Raw genomic sequence first — 22,964 nt, forward strand, 5'->3', positions numbered from 1 at the left:
TTAATTAGAATACTTTTGTTTTGTGAAAAGTCTTCTGCGTGATATGATTAACAAGAAATAAGGTAGAGCAGTCGGCTGACTTTTGACAGGTAAAATTTTGTCGGTTTGAAAGAGTTAGTTTAACCATTAATTGCATGAAGCTACTGCTTATTTGCCCACAAAAAATAAAAATATTTATTCACCTGAGGAGGATTTTTCTTATGAAAAAAGTTGTATTATTTGGTGATAGCATCACCGCAGGCTATTTAGATAATCAAAATACGGATATTGTTGAAAAATTAGCAGCCAAACATCTAGGCGACATGGGTTTTCCCGGTTATGTATTTGAAAATTACGGGGTCAATGGGGATACGTCAGTTGATGGTGTTGCTCGGTTGGCTGAAGTAAAAAAAGCCGCTGAAGATGCTGACTTCGTCATGGTTTTTTTCGGAGACAATGATTTGACGAACCAAAAAGTCGCAGTGGCTGATTATCAGGCCAATTTGGAAAAAATGGTGGCTGAACTTGGTGCCGCTAAAAAAGTCTTGTTGGTTGGCCCGAGCTATGTTAAAACTGTATCGGAAGCTGTGTTAGCACAATACGTGGCGGCAGCCAAAGCCGTTGGCGAAAAAGCTTTGTCCTTCATCGATTTGAATCACTATATGGCGGCTTATCCCGGACGTGATCAATTTTTAGCGGAGGATGGTCTTCATTTTTCTGAAGAGGGCTATGACTTTTTCACCGCGTTAGTGGCACGGGACATCAAAGAATATTTACTAGCACAGCAAGCAAATTAAGGGGTAGCATATGGCAAATCATTATTTTTCTGAAAATCCGGAGACAGCGCATCAGTTAGAAACTTGGCGCTTTGCACTTCTCGGCCATGAGTTTCAATTTACAACCGACAGTGGCGTGTTTTCCCGCAATACTGTCGATTACGGTTCCCGGGTTTTGCTGGAGGCCTTTGACTGGCAGGAGTTACCTGATGGGACTTTGTTGGATGTCGGCTGTGGCTATGGACCAATTGGTTTAGCATTGGCCAAAGCCAGTGGGAAAACCGTTGAAATGGTCGATATCAATCAGCGGGCTGTTGAGCTGGCTGAAAAAAATGCAGCGGCCAACCAGCTGGACAATGTGGATATCCACACTTCGAATATTTATGAAACGCTGCACCAAACTAACTATGCAGCAATTATTAGTAATCCACCAATTCGTGCTGGAAAAAAAGTAGTCCATGAAATCCTTAGCGAGGCTGAGCCATTATTAAAAACTGGCGGCACACTGACAATCGTGATTCAAAAAAAGCAAGGCGCACCCAGCTCTGAGAAAAAAATGGCAGAGGTCTTCGGTAACGTAGAAATTGTCACCAAAGATAAAGGCTACTACATTTTGAAAAGTTATAAAGAATAGTGTGCTAAAATCCCTCAAAAGTTGGCCAACTTTTGAGGGATTTTACTTTTTAGGAGAATACTTGTTAAAATTTTTTAGCACATACACATATATGAAACTAAGCGCAGAATCAAAAGCAAATACATCAAGTAATCTCAATTTTTTAGCGATTCGTCATGAAAATTAGAAAACTGACTCTAGTAATTTTTTTTAAATTTGATAAACTGAAAGCGGATAAAAGACAGTCAATTTTATTTTCAGCATACCCAGAATTTTCTGAATTGCAAATTGACTGCTTTAGGTACAGGCTTAGCCGAATAAAAAATCTTATTCAGTTACCCATTGGAAATTGTGATTGCAGCCAAAGTTGTAAAAAGTTGTAATCAGAAAATTGCAATCAGTTTAATAAATTGGCTTGATTAGTGGAAAGTTGCTTTTGCGGTTGGAATGGTTTTAAAATTTATCACACCTAATCAAAAGGAAACAGGGGGAGTTGGCAATGAAACTGACGATTAAAGAAATCGCCGAGATGGCGGGGGTTTCGATTACTACAGTTTCACAAATTTTAAATAATAAAGGGGCCCGCTTTAGTCCGGAAACCCGTAAAAAGGTGCTGGATATTGTTGAAAAATATCAATATAAGCCAGATTATTTTGCCTCCAATTTGATTAAGCGTCATTCTAAAACAATTGGCATGATTGTGCCAGATGTCACGGATTTCTTTTTCTCAAAAGTTATTGAAGGGGTCGAAAGCTATTTAAATCCGCTAGGTTATATGATTTTGCTCTGCAATAGTAAGAACAGTAAAGCCCGAGAAGAAAAATACATTGAGGAGCTAGTTCATCGTTCTGTGGATGGGATTTTACTGGCGACACCCAATGTTTTGCCTGAAGGAAAGGCTTTAGACAGCGGTTTTTTTGCGAAGACACCACTGGTTTTGATTGACCGGGGGATTAATGAGCGCAAGGGTGGCCGCTTGATTGTGAAAGAGTACGAGGGGGCTTATCGGGCTATCAGCAAGCTAATCGAGTATGGTCATCGGCATATTGGCATGTTGAAGGAAGAAGAGGGCTATTATCAGCTGATTGAACGGCAGACAGCCTACCAGCATGCTTTGAAGGACCACGAGATTCCCTTTAGGAAAAATTATTTGTCAAACGGCAGTCTATCAATCGAAGGCGGCTATCAAGCGGCTAAGAATTTATTAGCTGAAAATCCTGAATTGACCGCTATTTTCTGCGGCAATGACGAAATGGCAATTGGCTGTTACCAAGCAATTCATGAGATTGGTAAAAAGATTCCGGAAGATTTTTCGGTGATTGGATTTGATGGATTAGAAATTTCTAATTATTTAGTGCCTTCTCTCACGACAATTTTGCAGCCAAGCTTTGATATCGGCTTTTATGGGGCAAAATTCTTGGTTGATAAAATAGATTTTCCTCATAGTCGGGTACCAAATAAGATTTTTGACACGGAGTTTATCATTCGGGAAAGCATAAAACCATTGACAGCGGTTCCAAAAGAGACTACTATCTGAGTGAAAACAATTCTTTTCAGTTTTCTTTTTGGGACTTTAGTAAAATGTTTTACTAAAGTGGTTTACCTTTTAGATTTTTTGTGTATAATATTTTTGAAGTTAGGGGGCAGAGTTTTATGCGAATGGTAGATTTGATTGAAAAGAAACGAAACGGCCATGAATTAAGTAAAGCTGAAATTCTTTTCATTATCGAAAACTACACGAATGGTACAATTCCCGATTATCAAATGAGTGCTTTTTTAATGGCGGTTTATTATCAGGATATGACGGATGAGGAAATTACCGAAATGACCTTGGCGATGGCAAATTCTGGTGATGTAATCGATCTTTCCAAATTGCACGGGATTAAAGTGGATAAACATTCAACAGGTGGGGTGGGAGACACAACTACCTTAATTTTGGCGCCTTTAGTTGCCAGTGTGGGAGCCACGGTGGCTAAAATGTCCGGCCGCGGTTTAGGTTATACTGGAGGTACCTTAGATAAATTAGAAGCGATTCCTGGTTTTAAAGTTGAAATCAGCGATGAAGATTTTGTCCGAATTGTTAATGAAAGCCATGTGGCGGTCATTGGCCAGTCCGGTGATTTAGCGCCAGCCGATAAAAAACTTTATGCTTTGCGGGATGTGACGGCCACGGTTGATTCGATTCCTTTAATCGCCAGTTCGATTATGAGTAAAAAAATTGCCGCCGGCGCAGATGCAATTGTGTTAGATGTGACGACCGGTGATGGGGCCTTCATGAAAAATATTGATGATGCCAAACGACTTGCTCATACCATGGTGCGGATTGGAAAATTAGCTGGCCGCAATACCATGGCGGTCATTTCAGATATGTCTCAGCCATTAGGAGAAGCGATTGGCAACAGTTTAGAAGTTGTCGAAGCCATTAATACCTTGAAGGGTCATGGCCCAGCAGATTTAGTTGAAATGTGTTATGCCTTGGGTAGCCAAATGGTTGTTTTGGCTGAAAAAGCTGATACGTTAGAAGCTGCTCGGGAAATGCTGGAGGAAGCGTTGAACAGTGGCAAGGCTTTTGAAAAATTCAAAGAGATGGTTCAAAATCAAGGCGGCGATGTCAGCGTGATTGAACAGCCGGAAAAATTATTGACAGCACAGTATCAAATTGAATTGCCCGCTTTGAAAGACGGTTATGTCAACCGTTTAGTTGCCAATGAAATCGGCATTGCTGCAATGATGTTGGGAGCTGGCCGCAAGACGAAGGAAGACGAGATTGATCACAGCGTAGGCTTAATGCTCCATAAAAAAGTCGGCGATCAGGTCACAGCCGGCGAATCTTTGATGACGATTTACAGCAATACAGAAGACATTGCGGATGTCAAAGAATTATTGTATCAAAACGTGACGATTGGCGGACCAACTGAAGAACCGCCGTTACTGCACGGCATTATCACAGATTAGGAGTGAACAACATGGAATTGAATCGTTTAATCGATCACACAATTTTAAAAGCAGATGCCACTGAGGCGGACGTTTTACGAATTATTGAAGAAGCCAAGGAGTATTCCTTTTACTCAGTATGTATTAACCCAACTTGGGTAGCTCTAGCAAAAGAAAAATTACAAGGGGCACCTGTTGCTGTTTGTACCGTTATTGGATTTCCTTTAGGGGCTAATACTTCTGAGGTGAAGGCCTATGAAACAACCAACGCCATTCAAAATGGGGCGGATGAAGTCGATATGGTGATTAATATCGGTGCTTTAAAATCAGAACACTTCAACAAGGTTCAAAAGGATATTGAAGCTGTCGTTGAAGCGGCCAAAGACCGAGCTTTAGTCAAGGTAATCATTGAAACGGCCCTTTTAGAAAAGGACGAAATTATTAAAGCCTGCGAATTAGCCAAAGCAGCTGGCGCTGATTTTGTGAAAACGTCGACTGGCTTTTCAACTGGCGGAGCCAAAGTCGAAGATGTTCGTTTGATGAGAGAAACAGTTGGCCCAGATATGGGAGTCAAAGCTTCTGGGGGTATTCACAATGAAGCCGAAGCTTTAGCAATGGTGGAAGCTGGCGCGACTCGGATTGGAACCAGTGCCGGCGTTGCTATTATGGCCGGACAAACTGGTGTGGGGTATTAAGATGACCACAGCAAAACAAGAATGGCTAGATGTTGCTTTAGCAGCCTTGGATCATGCCTATGTTCCTTATTCCCATTTTCCAGTAGGTGCTTGTCTTGTAACAACGGAAGATGAAATCTACCAAGGAATTAATATCGAAAATGCCTCATTTGGTTTAAGCAACTGTGCGGAACGAACAGCTTTTTTCAAAGCTGTTTCAGAAGGCAAGCGGGAGTTTAAACATCTGGTGGTTGCCGGGCATACACCGGAAGCAATTTCTCCTTGCGGTGCCTGCCGGCAAGTGATGGCGGAATTTTGTTCACCGGATATGCCGGTGACACTCTTAGGGGATAATGATAGTATAAAAGAGACAACAGTGGGGCAACTGCTGCCTTATGCATTTACGGATAAGGATTTATAATTCAGTATTCAATCAGTCTTTGACTGTTGAAAATAAAAAAACTTATTTAGGGGGCTTTACAGTAATGAAGAAAGCGAAATTATTTGGTCTTGGCGCAGCAACTTTGGCATTAACGTTGACGCTAGCAGCTTGTGGCGGAGGAAACAACTCAAGTGGCACAACTGACTCATCAGGCGGTACTGCATCAAGTGGTGGCACAACTGATGCAGAACACAGTGCAGTTGTTATCACAGATATCGGTGGAGTTGATGACAAATCCTTTAACCAATCTGCTTGGGAAGGTTTGACTGCTTGGGGCGAAGAACACGGCTTATCAGAAGGTACTGGCGGTTACGCTTATATTCAATCAAATGACGCATCTGAATACACAACAAACGTTGACTCGGCTGTTTCGCAAGGATTTAAAACAATTTTCGGGATTGGCTATCTATTAGAAGATGCCGTCAGTACGGGAGCTGCAGCAAATCCTGATACAAACTTTGTTATTGTCGATAGTATCATCGACGACATGGACAATGTCGCTTCAGCAACCTTTAGAGATAATGAAGCAGCTTACTTAGCAGGTTATGGAGCTGCTTACACTACTTTAACTAACCAAGTTGGTTTTATCGGTGGTGAAGAAGGTGTCGTAATTGACCGATTCCAAGCTGGTTTTGAAGAAGGCGTTGCGGCTGCTGCTGAAGAATTAGGCAAAGATATTGAAGTAAAAGTTGAATATGCTGCTTCATTTGGTGATCCTGCCAAAGGTAAAGCTATCGCTGCTTCTATGTACAACAGTGGCGTAGATGTAATTTATCATGCTTCAGGTGGTACTGGTGCTGGGGTCTTTGAAGAAGCAATTGCTTTGAACGAAGCCGGTGAAGGCGATAAAGTTTGGGTTATCGGTGTTGACCGTGACCAAGAAGCAGATGGTGACTATACTGATGCTGACGGTAATGCTGCGAACTTAACATTGACTTCAACACTTAAAGGTGTAGGAGCTGCCGTAGAAGATTTGGCTAACCGTGCGTTAGACGATGATTTCCCTGGAGGCGAACACTTATACTATGGTTTAGCTGATGGTGGTGTTGATATCACTGAAGGCAACCTTTCTGATGAAGCTATGACAGCAATCAATACTGCTAAACAAGCAATCATTGATGGAGATGTAACTGTTTCTGAAACACCTGCAGAATAATTTTTACTGGTATAAAAAGAGGTTGAAGTTTCTATTTTTTGAAATAAAGGCTTAACGAATAATGTAGTTGCTGCTGCGGTTCATAAAAATCCGCAGCAGTAACCTATCATTATACTAACCGCTGATACATTTTGGCAGAGCCTTCAATTTTTAAGGAGATGAAGGGACAACCTCCTTTACCAAAAAAGATTTACTTAGCTAAATCTTTTTTGGTAAGGGTAAATTCCTTAGCAGGTCATTTTGCAATTATTGATTTTTTATCAAGACCTAAAATTACTGTTTGTTTCTCGGGAAAAAAATTGTTAGGAAGTGAAAAAATTGCCTCAAGAAAACTATGTGATTGAAATGCGCCACATCACAAAGGCTTTTGGCGAGTTCAAAGCCAATGACAACATCAATCTTCAGGTGAAAAAAGGCGAAATTCATGCTTTGCTAGGGGAAAATGGTGCGGGTAAGTCAACGCTGATGAATATTCTATCCGGCTTGTTGGAACCAACTTCTGGCGATATTCTTTTGAATGGCCAAAAGGTTGTCATTAATGGTCCGACTGCAGCTAATCGTCTGGGCATCGGGATGGTCCATCAGCACTTTATGCTGGTTGACGCCTTTACTGTTGCAGAAAATATCATTCTCGGCAGCGAGCCTACCAAAGTGGGGATTTTAAACCAAAAATCCGCCATCGGTGAGATTGAAAAAGTATCAGAACACTATAATTTAGCGGTTGATCCGAAAGCCTATGTTAGAGATATTTCAGTGGGGATGCAACAACGGGTAGAAATCTTAAAAACCCTATATCGGGGTGCGGATATTTTAATCTTTGACGAACCGACCGCTGTTTTGACGCCGCAGGAAATTGATGAATTAATTGAAATCATGCACGGTTTGATTAAAGAAGGTAAATCGATTATTTTAATCACCCATAAGTTGGATGAAATCAAAAAAGTAGCAGACCGCTGTACCGTTATCCGCCGTGGTAAGAGTATTGAGACTGTGAATGTCAAGGATGTTTCTTCTCAACAATTAGCGGATATGATGGTGGGTCGGAGCGTTTCCTTCAAGACAGAAAAGCAACCAGCTAAACCAAAAGAAGTTGTCTTAGCGGTTGAGGGGTTGACAGTTAAGGAAAATCGTGGGTTAGAGGCGGTTAAAAATCTCAGTCTTGAGGTAAGAGCTGGCGAAGTGCTGGGCATTGCCGGAATTGATGGCAATGGTCAATCAGAATTGGTGCAAGCAATTACCGGTTTACGAAAAGTCGAGAGCGGCACGGTGACCATCAAAGGGGAAAACATGACCAATTTTAAACCCCGCAAAGTCACGGAAGAAGGTGTCGGTCATGTACCAGAAGACCGTCACAAATACGGATTAGTTTTAGAGATGACACTGGCCGAAAATATGGCGTTGCAAACGTATTACCAAGAACCAAATAGTAAAAACGGTATTTTGAATTATGGCAATTTAAATGAGCATGCCAGAGAATTAATTGAAGAATATGACGTACGGACCGTTAACGAAATTGTTCCAGCTAAAGCATTGTCCGGGGGAAATCAGCAAAAGGCAATCATTGCTCGGGAAATGGATCGCGATCCGGACCTCTTGATTGTCGCTCAACCAACTCGTGGTTTAGATGTTGGGGCGATTGAGTATATTCATAAACGCTTGATTGAACAGCGAAATAAAGACAAGGCGGTTTTATTAGTTAGTTTTGAATTAGATGAAATTTTAAATGTCTCTGACCGGATTGCGGTAATTCATGCCGGTCAAATTGTCGGAATTGTCAACGCCTCAGAAACTTCAGAAAATGAATTAGGCTTGATGATGGCGGGATATTCTTTAGAAGAAGCACGCCAAGAATTAGCAAAAGTGGAAGTAGGTGGCTCAGGTGAATGATCGTGCTGAAAAAATCAGAAATATACTGGTGCCGATTTTATCTGTTATCTTAGGTTTTATTCTAGGCGCCATTATCATGGCAATTTTTGGCTATGATCCAATCGCCGGCTATCAGACGATGTTTTCGACAGCCTTTTTAGATCAGAGCACAGGTGCTTTAAATCCAAAAAGTATCGGCGAGATTTTTGTTTCCGCCGGTCCCTTGATTTTCACCGCGCTTGGATTTGCAGTAGCTAGTTCTGCCGGCTTCTTCAATATCGGGCTTTCTGGTCAAGCACTATGCGGCTGGGTAGCGAGTATGTGGGTTGCGCTAGCCTTTGGTGATTTGCCACGGTTAGTGATTTTACCACTAGCAGTAATTGTTGGAGCTCTAGCAGGGGCGGCGGCGGCAGCAATTCCAGGTCTTTTGCGGGCTTTCTTTGGAACCAGTGAAGTTATCGTCACCATCATGCTGAACTATGTTTTCTTGTATACAGGAAATTATTTAGCCAATAGTGTTATGGGCGAAAATTTGATGAGTAATAAAGGTGTGACACAGACTTTAACAAAGATTGGTTCTAACGGTTCTTTAAGAGCCAGCTGGTTATCAGAATTGACCAACGGTTCCCGCTTGAATCTAGGGATTATCTTGGCCTTTATTTTCTTGATTGTTGTCTGGTTCTTAATGAAGAAAACAACTCTAGGTTATGAGATTCGTTCTGTTGGGTTGAATCCTTTTGCCTCTGAATATGCTGGGATGAGCAGCAAACGAACAATCGTTGTATCAATGGTGATCTCCGGTGCGCTAGCCGGTTTAGGTGGTGTCGTTCTTGGTTTAGGTACCTACGAATACTTCTTCACCCAAAGCGCTTCATTGAGTATCGGTTTTGATGGGATGGCCGTTTCCCTCTTAGGCGGCGGTAGCTCAATCGGAATTTTATTATCAGCAATTTTATTCAGTATCTTAAAACTAGGTGGACAAGGCATGCAATTTGCTGGCATTCCAACTGAATTAGTCGATGTCGTGATTGCTTCAATTATCTTCTTTATTGCCATCAGTTACTTGATTCGCTTCTTATTGGCGAAGACTAGCCGCAATAAAAAAGAAGTCGAAATTGTTACCGAAATTGAAAGTAAACCTGATGACGAAAGTCAAGAAGGAGGGACCCTCTAATGGATATTTCAACGATTGCTTCAATTTTTACCCAAACTTTGATTTATGCCACGCCGTTAATTTTGACGGCCTTGGGCGGGACCTTCTCTGAGCGCAGCGGGATTGTCAATGTCGGTCTGGAAGGTATCATGGTAATGGGTGCTTTTAGTGCCACTGTCTTTAATATCGAATTTGCCTCGTCCTTTGGTGCGTGGACACCATGGCTAGCGATGCTCTTCGGCGGTTTTATCGGAATGATTTTCTCACTGCTTCATGCAGTAGCGACAATTAATCTGCGGGCTGACCATATCATTAGCGGGACCGTGGTTAATCTGATGGCCCCTGCGTTAGCTGTATTCTTGGTGAAAGTTTTATACGGAAAAGGTCAAACAGATAGTATCAGCCAACGTTTTGGTTACTTTACCTTCCCAGTTTTAAGTGATATTCCGGTGATTGGCGATATTTTCTTCCGTTCGACTTCACTACCGGCATATTTTGCGATTCTTGTGGCAATCATTGCTTGGTTTGTCATTTTTAAAACAAAATTTGGTTTGCGGCTGCGGTCTGTTGGTGAAAATCCGCAGGCAGCTGACACTTTAGGGATTAATGTATACGCAATGCGTTATTCAGGCGTGTTAATTTCTGGCTTCCTCGGCGGTATGGGTGGGGCAATTTTTGCTCAATCAATTGCCGGTCGCTTCGCTGCAACTACGATTTCCGGTCAAGGTTTCATCTCGATGGCTGCTATGATTTTCGGAAAATGGAATCCGCTGGGTGCAATGGGGGCTGCGATTTTCTTCGGCTTTGCCCAAAACATCAGTATCGCTGGTTCCAATTTACCAATTATTTCATCGATTCCAGCAGTCTATCTGCAGGCGGCACCATATGTCTTGACGATTTTAGTTCTCGTCTTATTCTTAGGCAAGGCGTCTGGACCTAAAGCCGGTGGTAAAAACTATATTAAATCTAAATAATTGTTTATGATATAAGGGTGGGACTAAGGGACATGTTTCTTAGTTACGCCCTTTTATTTGGCTAAAGGGACCAATATTTGAAAAGTGAAAGGAAGAAAACAAATGTTTAAACGTGTACATTTAGTAGTCATGGATTCTGTAGGTATCGGTGAAGCGCCAGATGCTGATAAATTTGGCGATGTCGGCTCAGATACTTTAGGCCATATCGCAGAAGTTGCCGGTTTAACCATTCCCAATATGGAACAGCTAGGCCTAGGCACGATTCGTCCTTTAAAAGGCGTGGCGGATGTAAAAAATCATCAAGGCTATGCAACAAAATTAGAAGAAGTTTCAGTCGGCAAAGATACCATGACTGGCCACTGGGAAATTATGGGCTTAAATATCAAAACGCCTTTCAGAGTTTTCCCAAATGGTTTTCCTGATGAATTACTAAAACAAATTGAAGATTTTTCCGGCCGCAAAGTGGTCTGTAATAAACCATACAGTGGGACTGCCGTAATTAATGATTACGGCGAACACCAAATGAAAACTGGCGATTTAATCGTTTATACATCTGCTGATCCAGTGCTGCAAATTGCCGCCCACGAAGATATTATTCCCTTAGAAGAATTGTATCGCATCTGCCAATACGTCAGAGATATCACGAAGGACGATCCTTACATGATTGGCCGAATTATTGCTCGGCCTTATGTTGGCGAGCCCGGTAATTTTACCAGAACTGCTAATCGTCATGACTATGCGCTTGATCCTTTTGGTCATACTGTTTTGGATTCCTTAAAAGAAGCCGGCAAAGATGTTATCGCAGTTGGGAAAATTAACGATATTTTTAATGGTCAAGGGATTACAGAATCTGTTCGGACGAAAAGTAATATGGACGGTGTCGATCAATTATTGAAGGTGATGGCTCAAGATTTCACTGGGCTAAGCTTCACCAACTTAGTTGACTTCGATGCATTGTTTGGCCATCGGCGGGATGTTGTCGGCTATGGACAAGCCATTGATGACTTTGATGCGCGCTTACCGGAAATCATTGCCGCAATGAAAGAAGACGACTTGCTGATGATTACAGCTGACCACGGCAACGATCCAACCTTCCCGGGAACTGATCACACACGGGAATATGTGCCTCTTTTAGTATTTAGCAAACAATTCAAGGGTCAAGGAGCTTTACCACAGGGCCATTATGCGGATATTTCTGCAACGATTGCCGAAAACTTCGCTGTACCAGCAACCGAAAATGGTCAAAGTTTTTTAGCTGATTTAAAATAGAAAATATATGGCTGTAATATAGTTTTTCCAGATATATTATCCGAATTAACTTGTCTTTGTCTTAGTGATGTAATCAGTCACTGAGACAAAGTACAAGGATTGTCGCTACTTAGTAAATGCTAATTATTAGTGAAAAACATTTTTAGTTTTTTTGATTGCGACTTCACTAGATATAATTCTGGTCCAAACTATCTCACAACCATGTTTGATTGAAATAAAAATGGGAGGGTATTCATGGAAAACTTACAAAAAAAATTGCAGGAAACGGCGGCGTTTATTCGTCATTTAGGTGTTGGCGAGGTGGACTTCGGCTTAATTCTAGGTTCAGGGTTAGGTGAACTGGCTGAGGAGATTGAAGATGCCATCGTAATTCCCTATGAGGAAATTCCCCACTTTCCAATCTCAACGGTGGTTGGTCATGCTGGCCAATTGGTATACGGCAAATTATCTGGCAAGTTCGTTTTAGCCATGCAGGGACGTTTTCATTATTATGAAGGCCATTCAATGCAGACTGTCACCTATCCAGTGCGGGTCATGAAAGAATTAGGCGCCCATTCGATGGTGGTCACCAATGCTTGTGGTGGCGTCAATCAAAACTTTGCGCCCGGGGATTTAATGCTAATCACCGACCATATTAATTACATGGGCAACAATCCACTAATCGGACCAAACGATGAAAACTTAGGCCCTCGCTTCCCTGATATGAGCCAAGCCTACAATCATGAATACCGCATGAAGGCGAAAGAAGTGGCGGAAGCCCGCAATTTGCACATTAAAGAAGGCGTTTATGTCGGCTTTTCTGGTCCGACTTATGAAACACCAGCAGAAATCCGTTTTGTTCGCACAATTGGCGGTGATGCAGTCGGCATGTCAACAGTCCCTGAGGTCATCGTGGCAGTTCACGCTGGGTTAAAAGTGCTGGGAATTTCTTGCATCACCAATTTGGCCGCAGGAATGCAGGCAAACTTGAACCATGCCGAAGTAGTGGAAACGACTGAGAGAGTAAAAGAAGAATTTAAAGCATTAGTCAAAGAAACTTTAGCTGTCTTATAAAATTTAAGGAGAATCAAGTGAATGAGCGTTCATATTGAAGCCAAAGCAGGCGAAATTGCTGATAAAATTTTACTGCCCGGTGATCCATTGCGGGCCAAATATATTGCTGAAACCTTTTTAACTGAGCCGGTTTTATACAATAATGTGCGGGGCATGTTAGGCTATACCGGAACCTACAAAGGCGAGCGGGTTTCTGTCCAAGGAACCGGCATGGGTATGCCATCTGCAACAATTTATGCCCATGAATTAATTAATTCATACGGAGTTAAACGGCTAATTCGCGTCGGTACTTGCGGTGGATTGCAAAAAGATGTCCATGTGAGGGATTTGATTTTAGCGCAAGCTGCCGCCACTAGCTCCTCCATGATTGAAAAAAATTTCCAAATGTTCCATTTTCCACCGATTGCTGATTTCAATTTATTGATGAAGGCCTATGAAGTCGCAAAAGCAAAAGGCTTTAACATCCATGTCGGCAATGTGCTTTCAGAAGACACCTTCTACAAAGATGATATGGCAGAAACGATGCAACTCGCTGAATTAGGTGTTTTAGGTGTTGAAATGGAAGCGGCCGCCTTGTATTACCTTGGCGCAAAATTCAATGTAGAAACATTAGGTATCATGACCGTTTCAGATCACATCATCACCGGCGAAGAAACCACAGCCGAAGAACGGCAGATGACCTTCAATGAAATGATTGAAGTCGGTTTAGAAGTAGCGATTAGTTAAATATGGATATAGACAGTTGAAATGCTTTTCAACTGTCTATTTTTTCGTTATCATTAAATGGAAATGGAGGAATGCAAAGATGAATAATTTTCGTTTTGATGTAGCAACCGATGTCCGTTTTGGCAAAGATCGTTTAGACGAGCTGCCAGAAGTTTTAAGTCAATTTGGTCAAAATGTTTTATTAGTATATGGTGGTGGCAGTATTAAGAAAAATGGTCTTTATGACAAACTGCAAACTGTCTTAAAGGAATTTACCGTCACAGAATTGGCTGGAGTCGAGCCTAATCCCCGAGTGGAAACTGTCGCTAAAGGCGCAAAATTATGTCAAGAACATGATATTGACGTCATTTTGGCAGTCGGCGGTGGCTCAACCATCGACTGTGCCAAGGTTATTTCAGGGGCTGCTCTTTCTGATTTGGAAACATGGGACTTTGTTAAAGCCCGCAATTATAAAGGGCCAACCATTCCACTGGTAGATATTTTGACTCTGGCAGCGACTGGTAGTGAGATGAACCGTGGGGCGGTCATTACAAATATGACCACCAATGAAAAATTAGGGGTTCACGGCTGGAATTTTTTACCAAAAGCTTCCTTTTTAGATCCGAGTTTGACGTTTTCAGTTTCTAAATATCAAACGGCGGCAGGTTCTGCGGATATTATGAGTCACTTGATTGAAAATTATTTCAGTGAAACTACTGGTGCAGATGTGCAAGATTTTACTGCTGAAGGTTTGATGCGGGCTGTAATTAAGAATTGCCCGATTGCCTTAGACACTCCTGATGATTATGATGCCAGAGCAAATTTAATGTGGGCCAGCACTTGGGCTTTAAATGGTTTAACTGGAGGCGGCAAAGGCGGTAGCTGGTCCTGTCATCCAATGGAGCACGAGTTAAGTGCCTATTATGACATTACCCATGGCGTTGGCTTAGCTATTTTGACGCCTCGCTGGATGAAGTTTGCCCTAAACGCTGATACTGAAGCGAAATTTGCACAATTCGCTCGTAATGTTTGGGATGTGCAGGAAAGTGTTAACCACCTAGCAGCACTTGAAGGCATTCAAAAATTATATGATTACTTTGTTGCTTGCGGGATTCCGATGACTTTACCTGAGGTTGGCATTAATGAAGAAAAATTTACTGAGATGGCCCAAGGAGCTGTGGCCCACAGTAGCATTGAAAAAAATGCTTACGTGCCACTAACAGCGGCTGATGTACAAGCGATTTACGAAGACTGTCTAACACCATCTAACTATTTGTAAAAATTGAAAGCCCGTGGAAATCTCTTAATTATTTCCATGGGCTTTTTTGTGCTGTTTATTAAAGAAATAAGAGCTTGTATAATAAATATAAGCAAAAATTCCACGACATATCCATCAGTAATTGGTCACAAACCCATTCCAAAATTCTTGTCCGATCAAACTCAAAAAAATCAGAAAAATTCAAAATGAAGTAATCGAAAATTTTCCAATAAAAGTAGTTTTAAAATAGCGACGAATAGCAATCAGCTTATATCATGTATTTTGGTTAAAAAGGCGAAATTTTTAATAGAGGACTTACTTCTTTTAAATGTAAAGGATTTCCAATAATAGGAAACGACATTTTTTTGGAATTTATTATGGATGAAAGAATCAGAAATGCTAGTTTAAAAGTGTTTGAGTACATAATAGTTTGCGGCGAAATCTAGAAGAGAAACTAAGGTGAATAGTAAGAAGGGTAATTTTTTTAAGAAATAAAATAAATACCATTGATATTTATTTTATTTAAGTAGTTATAAAATACTTCTTATAACTATGTATTATAGGAAATATAATAAAATATTCCGTTTCTAATTCCGTTAATTTAATTCTAAATGTAATTAATTTTATTGTCAATCTTATTTCGTATAAAATATTGTGATTTTTGAATAAATTTTTTCAATTTATTGAAAGTGTGATGAATTTTTTGTCAATTGGTTAAAATACCTTTTTTTTCGATTTTTATTGAACATTGTTGCGTAAAATTTGTTATTATGTATAGGATTCTATTGATATCATGATGAAATTAAATGACAAGTAGAGCTTTAAGCCGTCAAGAGAATCGTCAAGAAAGAAAGGGAAATTATTATGGTAAAGCGTGGAGAAAATATTTATAAAAGAAAAGATGGCCGGTGGGAAGGACGCTATATAAAAGGTCGTACCGCTGAAAATAAAATCGTATACGGTTATGTCTACGGAAAAAAATATGATGAAGTCAAGGATAATTTGTTAGTGTTGAAGGTCAACGCATTTACCAAGAAGAAAACACCTTTTCACAAGCGAACTTACGGAGACTGGTTTTCAAATGAATTTTATCCGTTATTAAAAAAGCGTATAAAAACTTCAACCGATTCCAGTTATACACGAATTGCACAAGTTCATATTTTACCAGTGCTAGGACACATTTCTTTTGTTGAGTTGGATGAATTTGTCTTGCAAAATTTTGTGAATGGCTTATCTGATAAAGGTTTGAGCGGTAGTAGTATTCAATTGATTTTCAGCTTGGTTAAACAATCCTTGAAGGAAGCTGTTAAGCGGGATTATCTACACCAGGAAATTGCTAATAAAGTCGTTTTGCCTAAACAAGAGAAACGTAATATTTCGGCGTTGAGTCTAGCCCAACAGCAGGAGCTGGAGCAGTTGGCAAGAAATAGTCGTCATGGCTTGCCGATTATGATTTCTTTGTATACTGGCCTTAGGATTGGCGAAATCAGTGGCTTGAAATGGGAGGATATCAATTTTACCGAGCAGATGATTAAAGTGGATAAAACTGTGATTCGGATAAAAAATGATGCAGCCGAAAAATTAAAAACCAAACTGATTATCGATTCGCCAAAAACTACATATTCAAGACGGTTAGTTCCGCTAGCGGATACTTTGAAGGAATACTTGCTGCCGTATCGAAAACCAGATCATGAGATGGTCGTGTCGACGGTTAATGGGATTGCAGAGCCGAGAATTATCGGCCTGCGCTTTAAAAACCTGATTGCCGAAACGGATTTTTCAGATATTCATTTTCATGTATTGCGACACACATTTGCGACTAGATGCTTGGAGCAAGGGATGGATATTGCTAGCTTGAGCAAAATCTTAGGGCATCAATCAATCAAATTAACCTTAGATACTTATAGCGATTCTTTGATGGAGCAACGGATTAAGGAGATGCAGAAAATCAATTTCATTTTTAAAGAAAGAAATTGAGTAAGCGCAGAAATTTTGGTTTTTGAAATGGTTTTTGTTTCTATGGCATTATTTTATAATACGAGATTTGATGTTGGTTTTTGGTAGAAAAAAATCTCCATAGTTTTTATGGAGTTATGGGTATTTTAGCCGTGGCGCTTGTCACGGTTTTTTTGTGCTGGTAAAAAATTGCGCTGAAATATCGGTGGTTTAAACCGTCATTTCAGCCGTCTTTGCTTTCTTTGAAGTTCTTGTTTTAGTTGGTATGACCAATACTTCCTATAATACATAGTTATAAGAAGAAAAGGCTTGATTTATAAAGGTTTTTCGCAGGTTTTTGAATAAAAAGTATCTAGACTTTTTAATTTTGAAAATTGATTATAAATCTTCACAGTAAGTTACATTACGGAGGGATTCCAATGAAACAAATTCTTTTACTAACCAAAAATATTTTTATCGACATTGCTTGGCAAAATAAAATTCAGCAACTTGGCTACGAAGTCTTTTGTTCAAATCAGCTATTAGAAAGTTTTCTTTTAAAACAAGAAGCATCTGTTTTTGATTTTTTTAAGACAGTCATTTTCAGTGAAAGTATTTCCAATGAGGAGGTAGCTAGCGTTCTTGAATTTGCAGCTTCTGATCGCTTGAGTTTTTATCGAATCGACGAGCAGCAGATTGCTGATGAGACTATCGAAGGGCCCACTGACCATGGGGCGGTAAAATTTCTTAATTCACAAATGAGTTTAAATGAATTACGGGAGGCCTTAGCGGACACGAAAGCAATTAAAATTTTTGCAACCGTTTATCCACAACGGAGCGAAGAGCCCCAAGAAGAGATTTCAATCCATTCAGTGACAGCTTTGATTTCAGCGATGTCAAAAAAAGAGCGGGAACTTTTTGATATTTTATATGAACACAATGGGGGGTTTGTTACCAGAATCGAACTAAGCAAATTACTGTGGACGCAAGGGGTATCTAATTCTTCTTTGACCCAATTATCGCAAATTGTCGGCCGCTTGAAAAAGAAAATGCATAAACTGGGCCTAAATGAGAGCCTAATTGAAACCCATTGGAATAAGGGATATGCCTTTAAAGATCAATTTTGCAAGAGCATTTCCAATTATGCCGCCATGAAATCCATTTAAGGGAAAAGGACAAGAAACTATATTGTGGCGTCAGTCATAACTAGGCTGTTTATTTTATTTAAATGACATTTATTCAATCTGCTTTTAGACATGCAGGTCATGTTTAAAAATAAAATTTCTCTATTGGTGATAGGGATAATTTACATGTTAAGCGGAAAGGGGGCGTTGTTGGTTACTAAGCAGCTGCAATTCTATCTAGTGGGCTGCTAATTTCTTGGGGAGTGTGATGCTTTCACGGAAACAAAAAAAGATAGGAGGGAAGAGTGAATGAAATGAAAAATAGAAAAAAACATTGGTTACTCTTAATCAATTTTATTGCGGTATTTTCGTTGATTGCGGTAACTATTGTTCAGCTTTCTTCCGGAGCAATGGAAATTTTTGCGGCACCAAAGGAGTTGAGCTTATCTACAGAGGAAGCCTTAACGCAGTTAAAGGCTGGAGATGAGTTCGTCGTAACGATTTCCGATAGTCGCGATGAAAGCGACATCGCAACAACTGAAAATACAGAAGTACCCTTTGTCAACAAATCAGGCGATATTACAGATGCTGAAAATGCAGCGAATTCAGCCTCAGTTAGTCGGCAATGGCGCATGACTTTGCCAGAGGGGATTACCTTTGATGAAACGGCTGAAAAAGCTACGCTGACAGCCGCCACTGCTTCAGGTATTACACCGGTCTTTCATTTTGACCAAGAGACCCGCATTTTGGATATCACAGTCAACGCTTCGATAACCAAGCTGGCTCTAAGTTTGACCGCTGAAACTGCCGGTGAATACGAATTAAGCGTCGCCGATAAAAACATTATGCTGACGGATTCAGAAAAATTAGCAGTGGTTGTGGGTGAAGCGGAGGAGGGCAAAGCGGGAGTTAAGCCTTTAGCAGTTGATGAGCAATTAATAGTAACACGGAGTGATGCAAATGAGTTGACCGCTTATAATCTCTTTAATCTACAGATTAATGATCTTAGGGGATTGACTGAAACCTTTACTTGGGAAATTAAACTACCATCGGGGTTGACTTTTAACGAAAATTTTCAAAGCAGTGTGAGTCGGACTAATATTACTTCGGTAGCGTACACCTATGATTCAATAGCAAATCAATTAAGTATTACAGTGACACCTACGACTAGTGGTGAAGTAGTCTTGGGACTAAATTTAATGGCTACAGCGGCTGGTACTTTCGCTCTGTCGGTAATTGATGCGATAAATGACCAGCAGTCTGCTGACTTAAATGTAACAGTCAATGCTGTATCCGCTTCAACAGCGATTGTCACTAATTGGGATGAATTTGTCACAGCGTTAGGCAATCGCAGTATTACCCAGATTTCTTTGGCGAATAATCTTGCCGCTGAGAACACCACGAATGTCTCAGGTGTCTTCAGTAATCAGGCAGCCGGAGTAGGTTCTAGCGATACTATTCCTTCAAATTTACGAGGCTATGATCCAACAGTCTATGAGTACTTTTACGTCCAACAAGATTCTTCCCGCAATTTAGTGATTGAAGGACTAGGCAATACGTTTAATTTTGGCAATATTGCTATTGGATTTTTAGATGCTTCAGATGCAACGGGATCAACAAATGGTTATTGGAATATTAAATTGCAAAACATTCACGTTGAATCCACCAATCCTTATGCGCCATTTTATTATCCAGTCTTAAGATATACTGCTGGAACGAATGGCTTAACTAGTACTGGATTGAGCCGAGCTCGGCTCTATTATGGTATTTCAACTAGCAGTACAGATTTAAATGGTTCTGATTATACCCATACAAAATATGTAAAGAATATGGGAGAATTTTTGATTGCCTATGCGAATCGAAGTGTGACGAAGATTCAACTAACAACCGATATTGTTTTCCCAGCGGGAACTTCCTCCATTAATTATCAGCTGGCTAGTACAGAAGGTAATGCAGCCCGCGATATTTATACCCCAACTTTACGATCCAATTCACCTGGGGATGCAGTCTTTATTTACGTTAATATTCGTGGTGCGGCTAGAGCAGTCACCATTGATGGCAAAAAAGAAGGTGATAAACGCTACAGCATGGATTTTGGAGCGATAACGCTGTGTACCTATGATGAAAGCTTGCGGAATTACGACAGTAGTTATTACTTGCGCTGGTATCAAACTATACAAAATATCAATTTCTTCCATGGAAATTACTGGGGGCCAATTGAGATACAAGATTTAAGTGATAGCTATGAAAAAGAATGCTGGCAACGATTCGTCGATATTTCGGATCGAGGGGCTCAATTTTTACAAGCCCAATCATCAGTGCTCTATCTTGCTGGTGAAGTTGATTTGCAGCAGCGCCAGTATTATCAAGCAGTCGATAGCGAAGGAACTCCTTTGAGGACAGATGGGACTGTTTCTGGCTACGACTCATCTTGGTGGCGTTCCAACGATATTAGAAATCAAACTTTAGGTGTTTGGACTACAACCATCGAAGATAATGCCAATGTAACCTTAACTTCTTTAGGAGGACCTGCCCTTGATCTTTATGAAGGCGGAAGCGGACTAACCATCGGTGAAAATGTCACACTGAATGCGACTCGTGAAGGTAGTGATACTTCTGGTGATGGTTATGGTGCAGTTTTTAGTCTTAGAGGGGGAAGCGTTAGAATTGGAACTGGTTCAGTTGTTAATTTGACGACAACTAATACCTCATCTCAAAATGGCATTCTCAGCATGAATGCTGCCTCAGCATCAATTGATATTGCTGAGGGGGCAACGATGAACTTATATCGAACTGGCAGCACCAATAGTGGAAATGATAATACTAGTAATCCAATTTATATGAATAGCAGTGGGTCCATTAATGTGAATGGTTCACTAAATATTTTTGGAACAGGCATGGCTTCTTCTTCCACTAATATGATTTATTCATCTGGCAGTGTTAGGTTTGTTATTGGAAAGAATGGTAGTTTGGATGTTCAGAGTGATAGTACTTCAATCAGTCAGTATCTGATACGCTTTGGTGGTGGGTCAACCTTCCAGTTTTCTGATGCTAAAAGGGTGAATTTACAGCGAACTAGCACCCTGAGTTCTGCAACAGCCACAAATAATGGCTTGATTTATTATTCTGGAACGTTGAATGTTTCTGTCCAAAATGTCTATCAATGGACATTAGGTAACAGAAATATTGGTGCTGATGGTGATATTGACGGTGGCTCTACTTACCAATATGAGCCGATGTCAAACATGAATATTCGTTTTAGCAGCTATACCTCAAGTATTACATCGGCAAACTCGATGTACACGACCACTTTGCAAAATTTTTATAATAATTTTTCGACAAGAGGACAGCAAAGGATTCTGTTTACACAGATTCCTAATCCGGAAGTTGCTATCCACAATTCGCCAAATGATAATCCAGCGCAAACGGATTCTCATACGATTAGCGGATACGCAAGGCCGGGAACTTATCTGCGGGTCTGGGAGGAAGCGTTAAATGGTACAAATTCTGCTAAAACAGTAGACCAAGCCAATAATGTTTTAACACCAGTCCAAGATACCAATATGGATCCAGAAACTCGTGCGAATTATACGTATCAAGTTCCGGCAGATTCTGATGGTAATTGGACAATTGACTTGGAAGATTTAGGAATTAGTGAGACCTTCACTGCAGAAAATAAAATTCATGTGTATGGCTTTTATAATCTTAAGTCAGAAGAAGTCGAAAAGGATGTATTGGATAAGACGGCCCCACAAGGTACAGGGCTAACCTATTACAGCTATGTTGGAGAGATTTTACCAGACGCTAGTGATTTTGTGGATACCACTTCGATTACAGATACGAATCCTTTGCCGCAAACTTTTACTTATGATTATGCAGACCGACCTTCGGCAGAGAATGCTTTGCAGGCTGGTACCGATGATTCTGGAATTGAAGTTCCAATCTATGTTTATGATAACGCACTAAACGAAGGAACGATTGCGGCTATTTTGGTGGTCTATCCAGAATCAGCAGGCATAACGGTTAGTTCTCCTTTGAATATAGAATATTCTACAGTTCGGGGCTTGGATGATGCTGCTTTAGCAGATTATATTTTACAAAATGTCACACTAGAGGCATATAAAATTTCTGATGGTGTCAAGGAAACATGGACAGACTACACAGATTTTGATGTGACGGATTTAGGTAATTTGACAGATCGTGGGAATTTAGCGATGAACACGCCATACCCTGTGACGATTATGCCTAAAGCTGCAACTGGGTTGACTGGAGTAAGCGATGTGACGACGGTTTATATCATCAATATGAATTCCACACTCACCATTTTATTCGCCGACGAATCAGGTCAAGTGTTAGATAATTACACCTTGACGGCCAGTAAAGATCCGACAAGCGATATTGTCACAGATATTTTTGTTGGCGATTATCTTGATTTGACTTCGGATACGTTTGCTAAAGTTCGGGCGCAAAAAGCTGCGTTACTTGCGGCAGGCTATGCCTCAGTGACACTGCCAAACGGAACGGATGAGGGAAATTTTTATATTGGAGATGTGGATCAAGAGATTACCTATACGGCTCAGGGTCAACTAATTATTAAATCGGTACCGACTTCCTTTGCCTTTGGTGATTTGGCTTTCAATGCGCAACCACAGCGGCTCGATACACCGGTGATTTCCGGCAATGATTTAATTGTCACGGATACCCGGGCAAATAAGACGGCTGGTTGGAGTCTTTCGGCAGAAGTTACTACGGATTTAACCAACGATGTGACGAATGCGGTAATGAAACGGGCTTTAATTTATCGGAATACTGATGGCACTGAGCATACTTTAGATACTGATACGGGAGCTCAAATTATTACCAGTAACAGCAGCGGTGGAACGCTGAATCTTTCAGATGGCTGGCGTACATCAGGAACTACTCCACAAACAGCACCTGGTTTGAAACTGATGGCTGATCCGGTTTATATGCAGGCAGGTAGTGATGGCTCTAAACTTGGTAGTTACAGGGGGGTTATCACTTGGACGATTACAACAGGCACACCATAGAAGGG

17 protein-coding genes are annotated in these 22,964 nt (G+C 40.7%); all 17 read left to right on the forward strand.

Translation table 11 applies throughout. The annotated features are described in order from the left end of the window. Positions 1–200 precede the first annotated feature (200 nt). The 17 genes from AC1Z3S_RS03440 to AC1Z3S_RS03520 all read left to right on the forward strand — a co-directional run bounded on the left by AC1Z3S_RS03440 (position 201) and on the right by AC1Z3S_RS03520 (position 22,959). Positions 201–776: an SGNH/GDSL hydrolase family protein gene (locus AC1Z3S_RS03440; RefSeq protein ID WP_461739198.1), complete on the forward strand. Its 576-nt coding sequence runs from the start codon at positions 201–203 to the stop codon at positions 774–776. Positions 777–786: 10 nt separating this feature from the next. Further along, complete coding sequence (locus AC1Z3S_RS03445; protein ID WP_461739199.1) at positions 787–1,389, forward strand: class I SAM-dependent methyltransferase; 603 nt, start codon at positions 787–789, stop codon at positions 1,387–1,389. 478 nt (positions 1,390–1,867) lie between these two features. Next, positions 1,868–2,905 (forward strand): LacI family DNA-binding transcriptional regulator, encoded by a 1,038-nt coding sequence (locus AC1Z3S_RS03450; RefSeq protein WP_461735312.1) that lies wholly within the window; start codon positions 1,868–1,870, stop codon positions 2,903–2,905. Positions 2,906–3,021: 116 nt separating this feature from the next. After that, positions 3,022–4,323: a pyrimidine-nucleoside phosphorylase gene (locus AC1Z3S_RS03455; protein ID WP_461739200.1), complete on the forward strand. Its 1,302-nt coding sequence runs from the start codon at positions 3,022–3,024 to the stop codon at positions 4,321–4,323. A gap of 11 nt (positions 4,324–4,334) precedes the next feature. After that, complete coding sequence (gene deoC / locus AC1Z3S_RS03460) at positions 4,335–4,997, forward strand: deoxyribose-phosphate aldolase (protein ID WP_461735314.1); 663 nt, start codon at positions 4,335–4,337, stop codon at positions 4,995–4,997. A gap of 1 nt (position 4,998) precedes the next feature. Continuing rightward, the gene (locus tag AC1Z3S_RS03465; RefSeq protein WP_461735315.1) at positions 4,999–5,397 is read left to right on the forward strand and encodes a cytidine deaminase; all 399 of its coding nucleotides are present in this window, start codon (positions 4,999–5,001) and stop codon (positions 5,395–5,397) included. 64 nt (positions 5,398–5,461) lie between these two features. After that, the gene (locus AC1Z3S_RS03470; RefSeq protein ID WP_461739201.1) at positions 5,462–6,574 is read left to right on the forward strand and encodes a BMP family lipoprotein; all 1,113 of its coding nucleotides are present in this window, start codon (positions 5,462–5,464) and stop codon (positions 6,572–6,574) included. 318 nt (positions 6,575–6,892) lie between these two features. Beyond that, a complete protein-coding gene (locus AC1Z3S_RS03475) occupies positions 6,893–8,461 on the forward strand; it encodes an ABC transporter ATP-binding protein (RefSeq protein WP_461735317.1) in 1,569 nt (522 codons plus the stop codon). Beyond that, positions 8,454–9,614: an ABC transporter permease gene (locus AC1Z3S_RS03480; RefSeq protein ID WP_461735318.1), complete on the forward strand. Its 1,161-nt coding sequence runs from the start codon at positions 8,454–8,456 to the stop codon at positions 9,612–9,614. Before AC1Z3S_RS03475 ends, AC1Z3S_RS03480 begins: the two co-directional genes overlap by 8 nt. Then, positions 9,614–10,567, forward strand: a complete 954-nt coding sequence (locus AC1Z3S_RS03485; RefSeq protein ID WP_265455966.1) for an ABC transporter permease — start codon at positions 9,614–9,616, stop codon at positions 10,565–10,567. The genes AC1Z3S_RS03480 and AC1Z3S_RS03485 overlap by 1 nt, the downstream gene beginning before the upstream one ends. 102 nt (positions 10,568–10,669) lie before the next feature. Further along, a complete protein-coding gene (gene deoB / locus AC1Z3S_RS03490) occupies positions 10,670–11,836 on the forward strand; it encodes a phosphopentomutase (protein ID WP_461739202.1) in 1,167 nt (388 codons plus the stop codon). Positions 11,837–12,070: 234 nt separating this feature from the next. After that, complete coding sequence (locus tag AC1Z3S_RS03495; protein WP_461739203.1) at positions 12,071–12,889, forward strand: purine-nucleoside phosphorylase; 819 nt, start codon at positions 12,071–12,073, stop codon at positions 12,887–12,889. A gap of 21 nt (positions 12,890–12,910) precedes the next feature. Further along, positions 12,911–13,615 (forward strand): purine-nucleoside phosphorylase, encoded by a 705-nt coding sequence (deoD, locus tag AC1Z3S_RS03500; protein ID WP_461735322.1) that lies wholly within the window; start codon positions 12,911–12,913, stop codon positions 13,613–13,615. A 79-nt stretch (positions 13,616–13,694) separates the two neighbouring features. Beyond that, positions 13,695–14,873, forward strand: coding sequence for an iron-containing alcohol dehydrogenase (locus AC1Z3S_RS03505; RefSeq protein WP_461739204.1), 1,179 nt, complete (start codon positions 13,695–13,697; stop codon positions 14,871–14,873). Between the two features lie 843 nt (positions 14,874–15,716). Further along, positions 15,717–16,829 (forward strand): tyrosine-type recombinase/integrase, encoded by a 1,113-nt coding sequence (locus AC1Z3S_RS03510; protein WP_461739205.1) that lies wholly within the window; start codon positions 15,717–15,719, stop codon positions 16,827–16,829. Between the two features lie 398 nt (positions 16,830–17,227). Beyond that, on the forward strand, positions 17,228–17,953 hold the full coding sequence (locus AC1Z3S_RS03515) for a winged helix-turn-helix domain-containing protein (RefSeq protein ID WP_461739206.1): 726 nt from the start codon (positions 17,228–17,230) through the stop codon (positions 17,951–17,953). A gap of 272 nt (positions 17,954–18,225) precedes the next feature. After that, positions 18,226–22,959: a pectate lyase-like adhesive domain-containing protein gene (locus AC1Z3S_RS03520; RefSeq protein WP_461739422.1), complete on the forward strand. Its 4,734-nt coding sequence runs from the start codon at positions 18,226–18,228 to the stop codon at positions 22,957–22,959. Positions 22,960–22,964 lie beyond the last annotated feature (5 nt).

This window comes from Enterococcus sp. LJL90, assembly GCF_056924355.1.